Genomic DNA, 13,321 nt, shown 5'->3' with positions numbered 1-13,321 from the left:
TATCGTTCGATTTTAAACTTACTTAAACCACGCCTTCTGTTCTTCAAGATGCGCAGGCGTCGTTTCAAACATCGAATCGATAAGGCCCGCCACCGTCATTTTTTCCGTTTCTTCCGCTTTCTTAATTTGCGCGTTTACATATTCTTTTGCTTCTTCGATCGTCTTTGTTTCGTCTTCTTCGGACCAAAGCTTCTTTGCTTCCATATATTTGCGGAAACGCACGAGCGGGTCTTTTGCTTCCCAGCCTGTCGCTTCTTCTTTTGTACGGTATTTTGTTGGATCGTCGCCAGACATGGAGTGCGGCCCGAAACGGTAAGTCAACGCCTCGATCAAAGTCGGAACGCCATTTAATGCGTGCTCACGCGCTTCTTCTACTGCTTTGTAAACCGCAAGGACGTCCATGCCGTCTACCTGAATGCCGCGGATGCCCGCTGCAACTGCCTTCTGCGAAATCGTTTCGGCAGCAGTTTGCTTTGCACGTGGCGTCGAAATCGCGTAGCCGTTGTTTTGCACGAAGAAAATGCATGGCAGCTGGAATGCGCCTGCAAAGTTCATGCCTTCGTAGAAATCGCCCTGGGAAGAGCCGCCGTCACCGGTGTATGCGATCGCTACGTTCTTCTTGCCGCGCAGCTTTAAACCCATAGCAACGCCCGGAGCTTGAACGATTTGCGCGCCAATGATAATTTGCGGCAGCAAAATGTTTACGCCCTCCGGTACTTGGCCGCCATGCTGATGACCGCGGGAATATAAAAACGCCTGATACATCGGGTAACCATGCCATACGAGCTGCGGCATGTCGCGATAACCTGGGCATACCCAGTCTTCTTTATCAAGTGCAAATTCACTGCCGACCATCGACGCTTCTTGACCGGAAACCGGTGCATAGAAACCAAGACGACCTTGACGGCTAAGACTTACTGCACGCTGATCCCAAATGCGGGTAAATACCATACGTCTCATCAATTCCCGAAGCTGCTCATCGGACATTTGCGGAACCATGTCTTGATTTACGACCGTTCCATCCTCAGCCAGCACGGACAACGGCTTAATTTCGTCGATGCGTACTTCATGCGCCTTGCTCATGCGAACACCTCACTGTTTCTTCGTATTTAAAATAAGACCCAAATGTGAAATAAGTAATACAGACTTCATAGATTATATAATACAATATTGTATATTTCCATAAGAAGTCGTTATTTGTTTGAGTTTTTCTGTTATAATAAAACGAAAGCAAATTATATAACAGAGGAAAACAAGGTGAATGGTATGGATAACTCACGTTATTATAACCGGACAATTGTAAAAGAAACTGTCGCTTCGAGCACCTTATCGGACGCGCGTTCGATCCGTGTGCTGATCCCTCCTGGATACCACGAGCTCGTGTCGGCACCTGTCGTTTACTGTCAGGACGGTGAAGATTTTTTTAACTTCGGCCGCATTGCAACACATGCCGTTCAGTTGATTTTGGATGAGGGCATCGAGCCCTTTATCGTCGTAGGCGTAGATGTGGACAAAACAAAACGGACAGCGGAGTATACTCCGGAAGGGGATCTGCACCAAGCTTACACAACCTTTTTCGCCGAGGAGCTTCTTCCTTTTATTGAGTCCAAATGGAATGTGCAAAGGGAAGGGCGCATCTTGGCCGGAGATTCCTTAGGAGCCACTGTCTCTTTACATCTTGCCCTAAGATATCCCAACTTATTTCAACGCGTCATTTCCATGTCCGGGGCTTTTCTGCAGACGACGGCCGATGCCTTGTCCGAACAAAGCGACTTGTCTTGGCTTAAGCTGTACAGCGTAATTGGAACCGAAGAAACCGCGGTCAAAACAGAACGCGGCACCTTTGATTTCCTTGCCTGGAACCGCCATACCCGGGCGTTATTGGAGCAGAAGGCGGCGAAGCTCACTTATCAAGAAAAGCCCGGTACGCACATTTGGGGCTTTTGGCAGCAGGAAATGCCCGAGGCGCTTTCCTATTTTCTAAAAAAATAGCATCTTCGCCTAGAGAGTGACACACCGTTAGTTAGCGATCGTATCTAGCAGCGAGCTCGGCAACGGTCTTCATTATAACTTGCGGCTCTGTGCCGTCCTTAGACCATGTAATATTGCCGAGCTTGTCCAGCTGCGCTGCAATAAGAGCTTTGAATTGTGTCGTCGAATCGATCCCAGCTAACTCACATAAGCTTCCCATGGTTTCCGGCAGCACCTGAGGATACTGGCCCTCTTCGGCCCCAAGAGCTGCACGATCATAAAAGCGTCTCGCAGCTTGTGCTCTGCTTTCTCCTTTCCCCTCAACGACGAAAAAAGCTTGAACCGCTCTCGCCTGCAGCGTTCTTCTTTGGGCAATTCCGCAAAACTTCCGTCCCTCAATGGACAGGTCAAATTCGCCGGGACAGTATGACCCAGCAATTTCTCCTGCCTTGACCTGCGCAAAGGACTCTAGTGCCTCCGCAACGAAGGAGGAAACAAACTGAAAGTCGCCGCGGTAGTCCGCAAACGCCGATTTATTCCCCTTAGCGGAAGGGAAAATGAAGGTTACATTCAGCACACCCGAATCTAACGGCACGGCCGCACCGCCTGAATGGCGAACAACTACGCGTCTTCCTTCCTTCTGCAATTCCTGCATGGCAGCCGGTGCATCGGGCAGCTTCCGGTCCCGCAGCCCAATAATTAACCCGCTAGGCTCTTTCCAGAAATGGACAATAATATCCCCGCCTGGCTCCGCTTGCTTCATTAGCTCGTCTTCCAGGGCGAACGGATACAGCGGGCTTGGCCATAAAAGCTGTGAGTTATCTATAATACGAAAATGATGAGCTTCCATGTTGTGACGAACCCCTATCCTGCAAAAAAATAATGGACATTAACCGCTTGCGGTTATGCCCATTGTACCGAATTTAATCCTTATCTACCAAGTCGCGCTGTAAATAACCTTCCAGCACATTCGTAATTTCGTACGTCGTATGCCCGATATCTATATTTTCAAAGGCATGCTCGCATTTTGGCATGTAACTCATTTCTTCCTCATAATGACTCATATGCCGCTCGATATCTTCCTCCGCTAAGCCTAGCTCCTGCTGCCGCTTTCGAACCGTTTCACGATCCGCATATATGAACAAACGAATTACATTATCCCCGTAAAGCGTTTTCAAAATTTCCGCACCCTCGTGGTTGATAATCAAATAAATACAGCCGATTTTTCGGAACATTTCCTCGACGTCCTTGCTTAAGGATTCCGTACCAGTTGCCGTCAATTTCGACCGCCTCAAGAAATTCACCCGCTCCTAACCATTTGTAAAACTGTTCCCTGGTGACAAAATGATAATCCTGGCCCTCCACCTCGAATGCTCTGCGCTCCCGGGTCGTATAGGAAAGCACCTTCCGCATTTCCAGCGTCATTCCAACCGCATCGGCAAGGGATTTTCGCCCGGAGCCGTCCGGACCCGTAAAAACAAATATCAATTCCCGATCCTTCAGCTGATACATGACGGCAGCCTCCTTCTTTCATCACTATCTTAAGAATAACGAATTTTCGACGAATTTACTAGTAAATTTTTCCATAACTTGTCCAAAATTCGAAGGTGTTCAGCGAAAATACATGTAGGAAGGCGGCCGCAGGTTTGGTAAAATGGGGATGCACATCATGGACGAAGTAACAAAAGAACGGGCTTTGCCCGTATGAGGGAGAATACAACGTGCGCAATGAAAACAGCATGGAGCATGAGCAACAGCGCAAAGAAGATTTAACCCCTGAGCAAATGCTAAAAGTCATATTCGAGTACACCGCGAAGATCGCCAATGAACGATCGCTTACCCGCGTACTTAAACATATGGCGAACATGGGCCGGGATATGATATTATCCGACCGCTGCTCGGTTTGGCTCATCGATCCCGCGACCGACGAGCTGTACACAACGGTAGCTCATGGGGTAGAAGGCATCCGTATTCCCAAAAATGCCGGATTGGTCGGACACGCCGTTCAAACGGGAATGCCCGTTTTCATAGATAATGCCTATACGAATGCAGAATTCCGCGAAATGCTGGACAAAGGGGCTGTTGCCGTTGACCAGCGGACCGGATATCGCACCAAGGCGATGCTGGTCGTACCTTTTCGAAATAATGAGGGAGTTACGATTGGTGCTTATCAGGCCATAAATAAGCTGACGGATGCTCAAGTGTTCTCGCCTCAGGATCTGCAATACCTGGAGCTGGCTGCATCTTATGCGGGAAAATCGCTTGAGTCGGTTATGCTGCATCAGGAAATTGAAGAGACTCAGAAGGAAATCATTTATACGATGGGTGAAATCGGCGAAAGCCGAAGCAAGGAAACGGGGAACCATGTTAAACGGGTTGCTGAATACTCCTATTTGATCGCCAAGAGACTCGGTATTCCCGATGAAGAATGCGAGCTGTTAAAAATCGCATCGCCGATGCACGATATCGGAAAGGTTGCCATTCCGGATTCGATCCTGAAGAAGCCCGGTAAGCTAACCGACGAAGAATTCGATATCATGAAAACACATACAACCATCGGCTACGGTTTATTAAAAAACTCCAGCCGGCGCATTCTCAAAACCGCAGCGATTGTGGCATACGAGCATCATGAAAAATGGAACGGCAAAGGGTACCCGCTCGGGCTTCAAGGCACAGAAATTCATATTTTTGGCCGGATTACGGCAATTGCCGATGTATTCGATGCACTGGCGAGCGATCGTGTTTACAAAAAGGCATGGGAGCTCGACCGGATCTTGCAATTGTTTCAAGAAGAACGGGAACAGCATTTCGACCCGGAGGTCGTAGATGCTTTCATGGATTGTTTGCCCGAAATCATTCAAATCCGTGATCAATATCAGGACAAAATGCATACCGAATAAAAAAAGGCCTCAGGAAGCATGATTGCTCCCTCGGCCTTTTTGCATTTGGATTAGTGCTTATCCAATTCGCGCCGTACATGTCCCCCAGGCTTCCTCACCGAATCGGATTTCGAAATGATCCCCGTCCTCTGTAGCTCCAACTCCAGCCGGTGTTCCGGTGTAAATGATATCCCCCTCATCCAGACCGTAGATGCCGCCAACGTGCTCCACGATCCGTTGAAACGGAAAGATCATCAGAGAGGTATCACCCAGCTGCACTGCCTCGCCATTTTTCAACAGCGAAAAGGTGCTGCTCTGCAGCGTTTCCAGACCCGGAAACGGATGAAATGCCGTAATCGGCGCAGAATTCCGGAATCCTTTGGCGGCAAGCCACGGATATCCCTGCTTCTTCAGCTCGCTCTGCACATCCCGCAGCGTAAAGTCGATTCCAAGCGCAATGGCATCGATCACATCGTTTGCAGAAGCGCCTGCTTCGTACCGTTTGCCAATTCGAATCACAACCTCCGCTTCGTAGTGAATTCCTCCTACACCCGCTGGAAGCTGGACAGTTCCCCCGTTCATAGGGACCAACGCGTGCGTCGGCTTCGAAAAAATCATCGGCTCGGTCGGTATGTCATTTCCGAGCTCCTCCGCATGCAGCTTATAGTTTCTTCCTACGCAAAATACATTTCTCACTTGTTGGCTCATACTGTATCCATCCCGTCTTTGTGAAATCAATCTTTACTTGCTTGCTGCTTGCGTTCCCGAATTCGCCCCTCCTTATCTAATTCTGCATTTATAGATAAGCCGGTAAGCTTTCGATAAAGAGCCTGTTTTTCTTCGCCTTCCAAAAGAACAGGCTGAGCCAGCTTCGTTATAGCCGGAACGAACGAAAGCGAGCAGCCGCCGCTTTTGCCGCAGTCCGCTTGCAAAATGCCAGAATTCCATGTGAGCTTATTAGGATTTATCGTGAAAATAAAATTACCGAGGCTGTACGCTATCCATTTGCCTTTGTATACCTCAAAGCCCTGCAGCACATGCGGATGGCTGCCTACTACTAGATCCGCCCCGGCATCAATATAAGCTCTTGCTAATTCCCGTTGATAAACGACAGGAGTTTCTTTACGCTCCTCTCCCCAGTGTACGATGACGATCACAAGGTCAGCCAGCTTTCCCGCCTGCTTAATTGCCGAAACAGCCTTGTCCTTACTGTAAGTTTCAGCCATACCCGCTCTTGTCTTCGTAGCATAAAAATCAATCTTAGGGATGACTCTGCTGAAGCCGACGTACGCAACCTTAATTCCGTTGGCTTCTAAGATTGCCGCCCGGTACGCTTCGTCCGCGTTTTTTCCTGCTCCTACCGTATGAAGGCCAGCCTTACGCAAGCGCTTTATCGTATCTAGAAGACCCGCCGTTCCGTAGTCCATGGCGTGGTTGTTCGCCAAATTCAAAACATCCATGCCCGAATCGGCTAAAGGAGGAATTGCTTTCGGGGAAGATCGATAGGAATACTGTTTCTTTTCCGCAGGCTCCCCAATTTCCGTTATCGGGGTTTCCAAGTTTCCAGCGGTGATGTCCGCATCTTTCAATAAACGACCGACATGGATATACGGATAATCGTAACCGTGCTGCTCCAGCATTTCCCCGGCCTTATCTGCGAACATCATATCTCCAACAAAGGCAAGTCTGACCCGATCTCCATGATCAGGAAGCTCAGACACCCCATCCGAGCCTGAGTTCCGCTCTCCCGATTCCTCCGCTTCCTTGGCGGTTCCCGTTTCCCTAGAGCGTTCCGAAACGGTTTCCGGCGACTTCATTTGACTGTTAAAAAAGTAAACTCCGGTCCCAACAATAATAAGGACAAGAAGGCAGGCGCCTATTAGCCGAAATCTGCGCAACCGTTGTTTCCGAAGCTTCTTTTTCCGGGCTTCAAAGGACTGCTTGCGAGAATTTTCCATATCGATATTATAGCATCGGTTACTGCTCGTGTCTTGGTGGTTTCTGTGAAGAAGCGGATTCAAACCCGTGACAAAATGAAAAAAGCCAGCGGTTTTTGCATCGCCGCTGGCTGATCTTTTATTTAATGGTTGACGCCGCTTGGACCGCCGGCAAACACATTATCACGCTTGTCCTGCTCCGTCGAAGCCGACTTGGAACGGGAGCGAACGCGAGATGCCGTTGTCGATGCGCCCGTTTTCGTTGCGCTGGTTGTTTCCGCCTTCTCCCCTGTGGAAGAAGCACTGCGTGAAGAAGCCGTTTGCGTCTTTTTGCCGCCATCTTGAGCTGCCGCCTCGCGATTCGGAGATTTCGTGCTAGCCTTCATCTCCTCGGCCTGCTGCTCGGCCAGTAGCAGATTTTCGGGCGCACCCGCTTCCGCCGGGAACGGAGCATGACTTTGCGATTGCTCATAGCCGCCCTGTGCTTGATAACCGGCTTGCGGATTCGCATAAGCTTGACGATTTGCTGCATTTGGGTTCATTGAATTCATGCCGCTGTAGCTTGTATTCATTGGGTTCATGCCTCCGTAAGGTGAGCCCATTTTCATGCTGGTATTCATCTGGTTTGCATTGCTGGCGTAATAAGGATTCTGCATGTAGCTCATGCTGTTTTCACCCATTCCGCCCGACACGTTGGACGAGCTTGCACCGCTTGCGCCATAGACTGCATTTGCTGTGCTGGCATAGCCCTGACCGGCAGAAAACTCTCGGTTATTTGCAAAGCCCGTGTTTACGTTGTAGTTTTGGCTTCGTCCTCCAGCATACCCCGTTTGATTAGCGTTCATATACCCGTTATTTTCCGGATTGCCATAAGCGGAAGTGCCGATATAACCGCTTTGATTTGGATAAGACGAGCCGGCATAGCTGCCTGCTGCATTGGATCCGGTATAAGATGAATTGCTCTGATAACTCAACCCGCTGTTTGGATTATAGCTTGTCCCGGCACCACCGTATCCTGCCGACGAGGCGCCTCCTTGGCGCATCGTCTGAGCGGACATCTCGTTGTATCTCGCAGTCTCATAACCCCCAGTTTGGCTTTGGGCAGCTGAGCCGTAATAATTCTCTTGTCCGCTGCTTCCTTCCAGATATGGCTGTTCCGCCATTTGCGGCTGAGAAGGCTGGAATGCATGCAGCATCGTTTTAGCCGTATGGTCGCGCATCGTAGGAACCTGATACATCCCCTCACGATTCATATAAAGGAATATTTCATAAGCAAAATTTGTGCAAATCACCGCACCATTAAGAAGCATTTGGCGAATATTCGGGTCCGCACATTCTAATGCGGCCGTGATATGGTTCTTCGCCGAGTTTTTATGAGCCAGCAGAACGGCCGTTGCAATTTGCCGGTCATCGAGCGTTCCTCCGGCTTGAGGACCAACCGGCGCCGGCTGACGCAGCGCATAACGGATACTTTCGTAATCCGCTGCAGGCATCCCCGCATTCGTCGGTACAGGCACTGCTTGATTATAATCGTGAGTATAGCTTACAAGTTCGTCGTAAGAATGAATCGTCTCCTGCAAATGATTTTCCAGCATCGTCATCAGCTCGCTGCTTTGCGCCTGCTGAGCGTACATTGCAAAGTGATCAATCATATTAATCTTTTCCGTTAATACTTCGTGAACTTCCATCGATTCATGAGCTCCGAATGGCAATTCCTTCACACTCCTTCATAAACATTCTATTAGGTACCTTTTGCCAAAACGGAAGTTTTTATGCATACTTATAGGAAATCATTACAATTTTCTTGGACAGAACGGAGCAGACAACGATGGAGCGATGGAAAATAAACTTGGCCGTTTTGTGGTTCGGACAATTTTTTGTTATGTCGGGGATGACGATGATCGTCCCTTTTTTGCCTCTTTATATTCAAGAAATGGGAGTTACGGATCCCCATGAGGTGGCGGTATGGGCGGGAGTTATTTTTGCCGGCAATTTTATTACGGCGTTTCTATTTCAGCCGTTCTGGGGCAAGGTCGCCGACCGCTACGGCCGAAAAGTAATGCTGCTGCGATCCGGCTTCGGTATGGCGGCCGTCATGACGCTGATGGGCTTCGCCGTCAATCCGTGGCAGCTGCTGCTGCTCCGCGTCCTGAACGGGACGATCTCCGGCTTCGTTCCAGCGGCTGTGGCCTTAATGTCAGCCTCCGCGCCGAAAGAACGGATGGGCTTCGCGATGGGCACGCTGCAGTCGGGGATGGTGGCCGGAACGATTCTTGGTCCGGTCATCGGCGGGGTCTTGGCGGAAATTAGCGGCTTTCGGCCGATCTTTTATATTACCGGAGGACTGCTGTTTACCTCCTCCCTGCTCGCGCTCTTAACCGTCAAAGATAAATTCGATAAGAAGGAAGCAGCAAAAAAGCCCTCCATCAGCGTTGCAGAGGGCTTTCGGAAGCTGGCGAAAATCAGACAAATCCCTGTCTTATTGGCTACCACCTTTATTATTCAATTTTCAATGATGAGCTCCATGCCGCTGATGCCGCTGTTCGTGCAGCAAATTCACGGCGAGGAGCGGCTTGCCTTATTCTCAGGGCTGGTCGGTTCGGTTACCGGGTTTTCCAATATGATCGCTTCTCCGCTGCTGGGAAAGCTTTCGGACCGGATTGGGGGAGAAAAGATATTAATCGTATCGCTGATCGGTGCAGCAATCGCCACCCTCCCGCAAGCCTTTGTAACCAACGTTGGCCAATTGTTAACCGTCCGCTTTATTCTCGGACTTTTCATTGGCGGGATGATCCCTACCGTAAACTCGCTGATCCGCAAATTTACGCCTGACGGCATGGAAAGCCGGGCCTACGGCTTCGGCAGCTCGTCCCTTAGCCTTGGCAATATGCTTGGCCCCACAATCGGAGGAGCCGTGTCCGGCTTAATCACCATACAGGGGGTTTTCGTTATGGCTACCGGAATATTGCTCTGCGGCGCAGCTTGGGCTTACGTCCAGCTGCGAGAGCGCGGGGTCAATCGTTCGACTTCGTCTTAACTCTGGCGATTGCCAATCCGTCATAAGCTGGGAGCAGCACGCCTTCAAGCCGAGAATCCGCCGCCATCATTTCGTTAAAGCGTTTCATTGCTTGCACGGAAGGGGAGGTGGACTCGGCTTTAAATATGCGTCCCCTCATGACAAGATTGTCTCCCACTATAACTGCTCCCGGATTCGCTAGACGGATCGCCCATTCCAGGTAGTTGGGGTAATTCCCTTTATCCGCATCGATAAAAAAGAAATCAAAGGTCCTCCCCTCGTTCTCCAGCTCCTGAAGGGTAGTCAATGCTTCGCCAATGCGATATTCAACACGTCCTTTGAACCCAGCCTGCTTCAGGTTCGCATGAGCCACATCGGCAAATTCCTGTTTAAGCTCGAGAGAGGTTAGACTTCCTTCCCCCTCCAGACCCCGCAGTAGGCATAATCCGCTGTAACCGCCCAACGCACCGATTTCGAGAAGCTTCTTGGCCCCCGATATTTTGACCAGCAAAGACAGCAGCTTCCCATAACTATCCTCAACTGATATTTCGGGCATACTGTTTTCACGGATCGATGCCTTTATTCGTTCAAGCTCCGCATCCTTTATGTATAAAGAATCCATATATTGCTGAACCAAAGCCGGATCATATGCTTCTTCTTTTCTTGCCAATGCTATTCATCTCCTATTGTTCAATCTCGTTTATTTGTGCCGCTTCCCGCTTTCCCCTATAATGAATTCAGTTTACCATATCAACCGAGTCGGAGTGAAAATGATGGAACGTTTAGAGCTCGTTGCCACATGCCCGATGGGGCTGGAGGCCATTGTCGCTAGAGAATTGATGGATCTGGGCTATACAGAGCAGCAGACGGATAATGGGTCCGTTACCTTTTATGGGACGGTTCGAGATATTGCGAGGACTAATCTGTGGCTTCGCACGGCCGACCGGATCTTGATCCGGATGGGGCGTTTTCCGGCCAGCACGTTTGACGAGCTGTTCGAAGGAACCAAAGCGCTGCCTTGGGAGCAGTGGATCGGAGGAGACGCTGAGTTTCCTGTTCAAGGGAAATCCCATAAATCTCAGCTGACTAGCGTGCCCGCCTGCCAAGGCATTGTAAAGAAAGCGATTGTCGAGAAGCTGAAGCAAAGCTATCATACCGAATGGTTTGAAGAAACAGGACCGAGGTATGTGATCGAGGTAGCCCTGCTGAAAGATATTGCTACCTTGACAATTGATACCACAGGCCCTAGCCTGCATAAGCGCGGGTACCGGAAGCTCGTTACCGAGGCCCCGCTTAAAGAAACACTCGCTGCCGCGATGGTAATCCTGTCGCGCTGGGGGCCGCACCGGCCGCTGTACGATCCGTTCTGCGGGTCGGGAACGATTCCTATCGAAGCAGCGCTCATTGCGTGGAATGTTGCGCCGGGCCTGCGGCGGACGTTTCCTTCCGATCAATGGCCGCAGATCGGTGAGGACATCTGGGACGATGTGCGCGATGAAGCGTACGATTCGGTAAAGGACGATATCCCGCTTGAAATCGCCGGCTCCGACATCGACCCTAGCGCGATTGAGGTCGCGGAAGCAGCGGTTAAGGCCGCCGGCTTGCACCGCGAAATTCGCTTGTCCATTGGTCCTGCAGCGAAAATTCGCCCAACCGGCGATTACGGCTGCTTTATTACAAACCCGCCCTACGGCGAGCGGCTGGGCACGGAAAAGGAAGCAGATGCAGCGCTTAAGCAATTCGGCTCTTCCTTCATCCATTATCCTTCATGGTCTTTGTTTGCACTTAGTCCAAACAAAGAATTTGAGCAGTATATCGGACGCAAAGCCGAGAAGAAGCGCAAGCTTTACAACGGACGGATCGAGTGTCAATTGTATCAATACCTAGGCCCGCTTCCTCCACGCAGCTAGGATAGACGCTTCGAGCTGTTACATCTGCCGCACAAGGGTATTCCCTATGTTCGTGATGTGCAGCTTTTTGCCCTAGAAACGGTAAAAAAGCCCTGTCCTCCCCGTTCATATCGTTACGGGAGTGCAGGGCTTTTCGCTTAACGTGAGCCTATAACTGATCCTTAGAATGGAGTGTAGAAATTTTGTGCATAATATACATGGTATCTTCCGCCAAAGGCAACCCCGACGCCAAGGCGCTCGAAATCGCCCAGCACATTTTTCCGATGCCCTTCGGAATTCATCCAGCCCTCATGCGCAAAGATAGCACTGGTTTGCCCGGCTGCAATATTTTCACCCGCTAAACGGTAAGCGATTTGGTCCGTTTCCAGCCGATCGCCTACATTCGCACCGTCCGGGTTCGTATGCTCAAAGAAATCACGCTCCGCCATGTCAACCGCATGTTTTCTTGCCGTTCCGGCAGGCTTGTCATCCCATGCAAATGGCTTTAACCCCATACGCACACGGACTGCATTCGCCAAGTCAAAAATTTGCAGCTCATAGCTTCGGCCTATTGCATCGCTTGAGGTACCGTAGAACCCTTCCTTAGCCAGCTCCGTCTGCTCCTCAATCACCTGTACCGCCGTCACCTTCATATCTTCATGCTTATCATAGAATAGCGTAACGTAAGCTCCATCCTGCAAAAACAAATCAAATTCGCCCGTCTGCGGCACGAGGTAACGCGTATTCCCCTTTAGAATGCTGTCGAGAGCGAATCCGCTTTTCCTGCGGGCATCATCGGCACCCATACCGACTTTAATTCCCGATTTGGAGGTCCAATTGTTCGAATTCGAATACAACCCGACGACCTCTCCATTCTGAACGCCTACCTGGACATACTTCGAATAATCCTTGTTATAGATATACCATTGAAATCCGTATTCGCTGGCATCGATCCGGTTCGGCTGGCCCAAGGCCGCTTTCACATCTTTTTCGCTCATTCCGAGCGAGATGCCGCGAATCACATATTCCCGATCTTTTTGGACCTTGGCGGCTTGGGCGGAATCGCTAAGCTGCATCTTGCTGTCCAGAGCGTTTTTAATGAATTGGACCGCTTCCGCTCGTGTTACAGCATCGTTCTTGCCAAAACCGGAGAGGGTTGCCGAGGTTTTCCCCTTCGCTAACCCCGTGTCCAGCAAATATTGAACAGCTGCATCGACACCCAGCAGCTTGCCTTGTGCGGCCGCCACAATTCGTGCTGCATCACCGCGGGTCTGCGCAGTATCGCGCTGCTCCAGAGAAACAGGCCATTGCCGGGAAACAGCGTTATCGTAATACGGCTTGTACCAATCCCCACTCACCGCGGACCTTACCCCGCTTTTCGGGAAAGCCCGCAGCAGCATCGTCACAAACTGCGATTGAGTTACCTTATCGTCGGGACGGAAGGAACCGTCAGGGAAACCGTTGACGATCCCGAGCTTCGCGCCCCATTCCACCGTCGCCCTGCCCCAATGTCCGCCAAGATCCCGGTAAATCTCATCGGCTGAGCCGCTGACAGGCCCGCCTGCAAGACTGGCAAAAATCCCGAACGCGACAACAGCTGCAACTAGTTTTTTGCCATATCTCTTCATC

Annotated in this window: 13 protein-coding genes; 4 read left to right on the top strand and 9 right to left on the bottom strand. The window is 50.4% G+C overall.

Going from position 1 to position 13,321, the window contains the following annotated elements; genetic code table 11:
- Positions 1 to 18 precede the first annotated feature (18 nt).
- Positions 19 to 1,083, bottom strand: coding sequence for a pyruvate dehydrogenase (acetyl-transferring) E1 component subunit alpha (gene pdhA / locus GQS10_RS11895; RefSeq protein WP_166242360.1), 1,065 nt, complete (start codon positions 1,081 to 1,083; stop codon positions 19 to 21).
- Positions 1,084 to 1,266: 183 nt separating this feature from the next.
- Here pdhA and GQS10_RS11890 point away from each other — a divergent pair, with 183 nt between their 5' ends.
- On the top strand, positions 1,267 to 1,992 hold the full coding sequence (locus GQS10_RS11890) for an alpha/beta hydrolase (RefSeq protein ID WP_166242358.1): 726 nt from the start codon (positions 1,267 to 1,269) through the stop codon (positions 1,990 to 1,992).
- A gap of 31 nt (positions 1,993 to 2,023) precedes the next feature.
- On the opposite strand, the gene GQS10_RS11885 is transcribed toward GQS10_RS11890, so the two are convergent.
- From GQS10_RS11885 to GQS10_RS23655, 3 genes are all read right to left on the bottom strand, one after another.
- Entirely contained in the window at positions 2,024 to 2,821 is a 798-nt protein-coding gene (locus tag GQS10_RS11885; protein WP_166242356.1) for a lipoyl protein ligase domain-containing protein, read from the bottom strand.
- 73 nt (positions 2,822 to 2,894) lie between these two features.
- Positions 2,895 to 3,149 (bottom strand): hypothetical protein, encoded by a 255-nt coding sequence (locus tag GQS10_RS23660; protein WP_341805057.1) that lies wholly within the window; start codon positions 3,147 to 3,149, stop codon positions 2,895 to 2,897.
- Complete coding sequence (locus GQS10_RS23655) at positions 3,127 to 3,483, bottom strand: hypothetical protein (RefSeq protein ID WP_341805056.1); 357 nt, start codon at positions 3,481 to 3,483, stop codon at positions 3,127 to 3,129. The genes GQS10_RS23660 and GQS10_RS23655 overlap by 23 nt, the downstream gene beginning before the upstream one ends.
- 209 nt (positions 3,484 to 3,692) lie before the next feature.
- On the opposite strand from GQS10_RS23655, the gene GQS10_RS11875 reads away from it, so the two are divergent.
- The gene (locus tag GQS10_RS11875) at positions 3,693 to 4,871 is read left to right on the top strand and encodes an HD domain-containing phosphohydrolase (RefSeq protein ID WP_341805055.1); all 1,179 of its coding nucleotides are present in this window, start codon (positions 3,693 to 3,695) and stop codon (positions 4,869 to 4,871) included.
- A 57-nt stretch (positions 4,872 to 4,928) separates the two neighbouring features.
- Here the strand turns inward: GQS10_RS11875 and GQS10_RS11870 are convergent, their stop codons facing one another.
- From GQS10_RS11870 to GQS10_RS11860, 3 genes are all read right to left on the bottom strand, one after another.
- A complete protein-coding gene (locus GQS10_RS11870) occupies positions 4,929 to 5,558 on the bottom strand; it encodes a fumarylacetoacetate hydrolase family protein (protein ID WP_166242354.1) in 630 nt (209 codons plus the stop codon).
- A gap of 26 nt (positions 5,559 to 5,584) precedes the next feature.
- Complete coding sequence (locus GQS10_RS11865) at positions 5,585 to 6,667, bottom strand: CapA family protein (RefSeq protein ID WP_166242352.1); 1,083 nt, start codon at positions 6,665 to 6,667, stop codon at positions 5,585 to 5,587.
- A gap of 263 nt (positions 6,668 to 6,930) precedes the next feature.
- The gene (locus GQS10_RS11860; protein ID WP_166242350.1) at positions 6,931 to 8,499 is read right to left on the bottom strand and encodes a spore coat protein; all 1,569 of its coding nucleotides are present in this window, start codon (positions 8,497 to 8,499) and stop codon (positions 6,931 to 6,933) included.
- Between the two features lie 116 nt (positions 8,500 to 8,615).
- Between GQS10_RS11860 and GQS10_RS11855 the strand changes: the two genes are divergently transcribed.
- Positions 8,616 to 9,824 (top strand): MFS transporter, encoded by a 1,209-nt coding sequence (locus GQS10_RS11855; protein WP_166242348.1) that lies wholly within the window; start codon positions 8,616 to 8,618, stop codon positions 9,822 to 9,824.
- Here GQS10_RS11855 and GQS10_RS11850 read toward each other — a convergent pair.
- Positions 9,802 to 10,425 (bottom strand): O-methyltransferase, encoded by a 624-nt coding sequence (locus GQS10_RS11850; RefSeq protein ID WP_166242538.1) that lies wholly within the window; start codon positions 10,423 to 10,425, stop codon positions 9,802 to 9,804. The genes GQS10_RS11855 and GQS10_RS11850 overlap by 23 nt on opposite strands.
- Before the next feature lie 151 nt (positions 10,426 to 10,576).
- Here GQS10_RS11850 and GQS10_RS11845 point away from each other — a divergent pair, with 151 nt between their 5' ends.
- Positions 10,577 to 11,713, top strand: a complete 1,137-nt coding sequence (locus tag GQS10_RS11845) for a THUMP domain-containing class I SAM-dependent RNA methyltransferase (protein ID WP_166242346.1) — start codon at positions 10,577 to 10,579, stop codon at positions 11,711 to 11,713.
- A gap of 161 nt (positions 11,714 to 11,874) precedes the next feature.
- On the opposite strand, the gene GQS10_RS11840 is transcribed toward GQS10_RS11845, so the two are convergent.
- Entirely contained in the window at positions 11,875 to 13,320 is a 1,446-nt protein-coding gene (locus GQS10_RS11840) for a CAP-associated domain-containing protein (protein ID WP_166242344.1), read from the bottom strand.
- Position 13,321: the final 1 nt, after the last annotated feature.

This window comes from Paenibacillus turpanensis, assembly GCF_011421635.1.
Lineage (GTDB): Bacteria > Bacillota > Bacilli > Paenibacillales > YIM-B00363 > Paenibacillus_AK > Paenibacillus_AK turpanensis.
Note: the sequence above shows the minus strand (reverse complement) of the source record. Positions and strands in the feature narration are given on the sequence as shown.

Coding starts and splice junctions, on each gene's coding strand:
- pdhA (WP_166242360.1), bottom strand. CDS start 1,083: ATGAGCAAGGCGCATGAAGTACGCATCGACGAAATTAAGCCGTTGTCC.
- GQS10_RS11870 (WP_166242354.1), bottom strand. CDS start 5,558: ATGAGCCAACAAGTGAGAAATGTATTTTGCGTAGGAAGAAACTATAAG.
- GQS10_RS11850 (WP_166242538.1), bottom strand. CDS start 10,425: ATGGATTCTTTATACATAAAGGATGCGGAGCTTGAACGAATAAAGGCA.
- GQS10_RS11890 (WP_166242358.1), top strand. CDS start 1,267: ATGGATAACTCACGTTATTATAACCGGACAATTGTAAAAGAAACTGTC.
- GQS10_RS11865 (WP_166242352.1), bottom strand. CDS start 6,667: ATGAAGTCGCCGGAAACCGTTTCGGAACGCTCTAGGGAAACGGGAACC.
- GQS10_RS23655 (WP_341805056.1), bottom strand. CDS start 3,483: ATGTATCAGCTGAAGGATCGGGAATTGATATTTGTTTTTACGGGTCCG.
- GQS10_RS11845 (WP_166242346.1), top strand. CDS start 10,577: ATGGAACGTTTAGAGCTCGTTGCCACATGCCCGATGGGGCTGGAGGCC.
- GQS10_RS11855 (WP_166242348.1), top strand. CDS start 8,616: ATGGAGCGATGGAAAATAAACTTGGCCGTTTTGTGGTTCGGACAATTT.
- GQS10_RS11885 (WP_166242356.1), bottom strand. CDS start 2,821: ATGGAAGCTCATCATTTTCGTATTATAGATAACTCACAGCTTTTATGG.
- GQS10_RS11840 (WP_166242344.1), bottom strand. CDS start 13,320: ATGAAGAGATATGGCAAAAAACTAGTTGCAGCTGTTGTCGCGTTCGGG.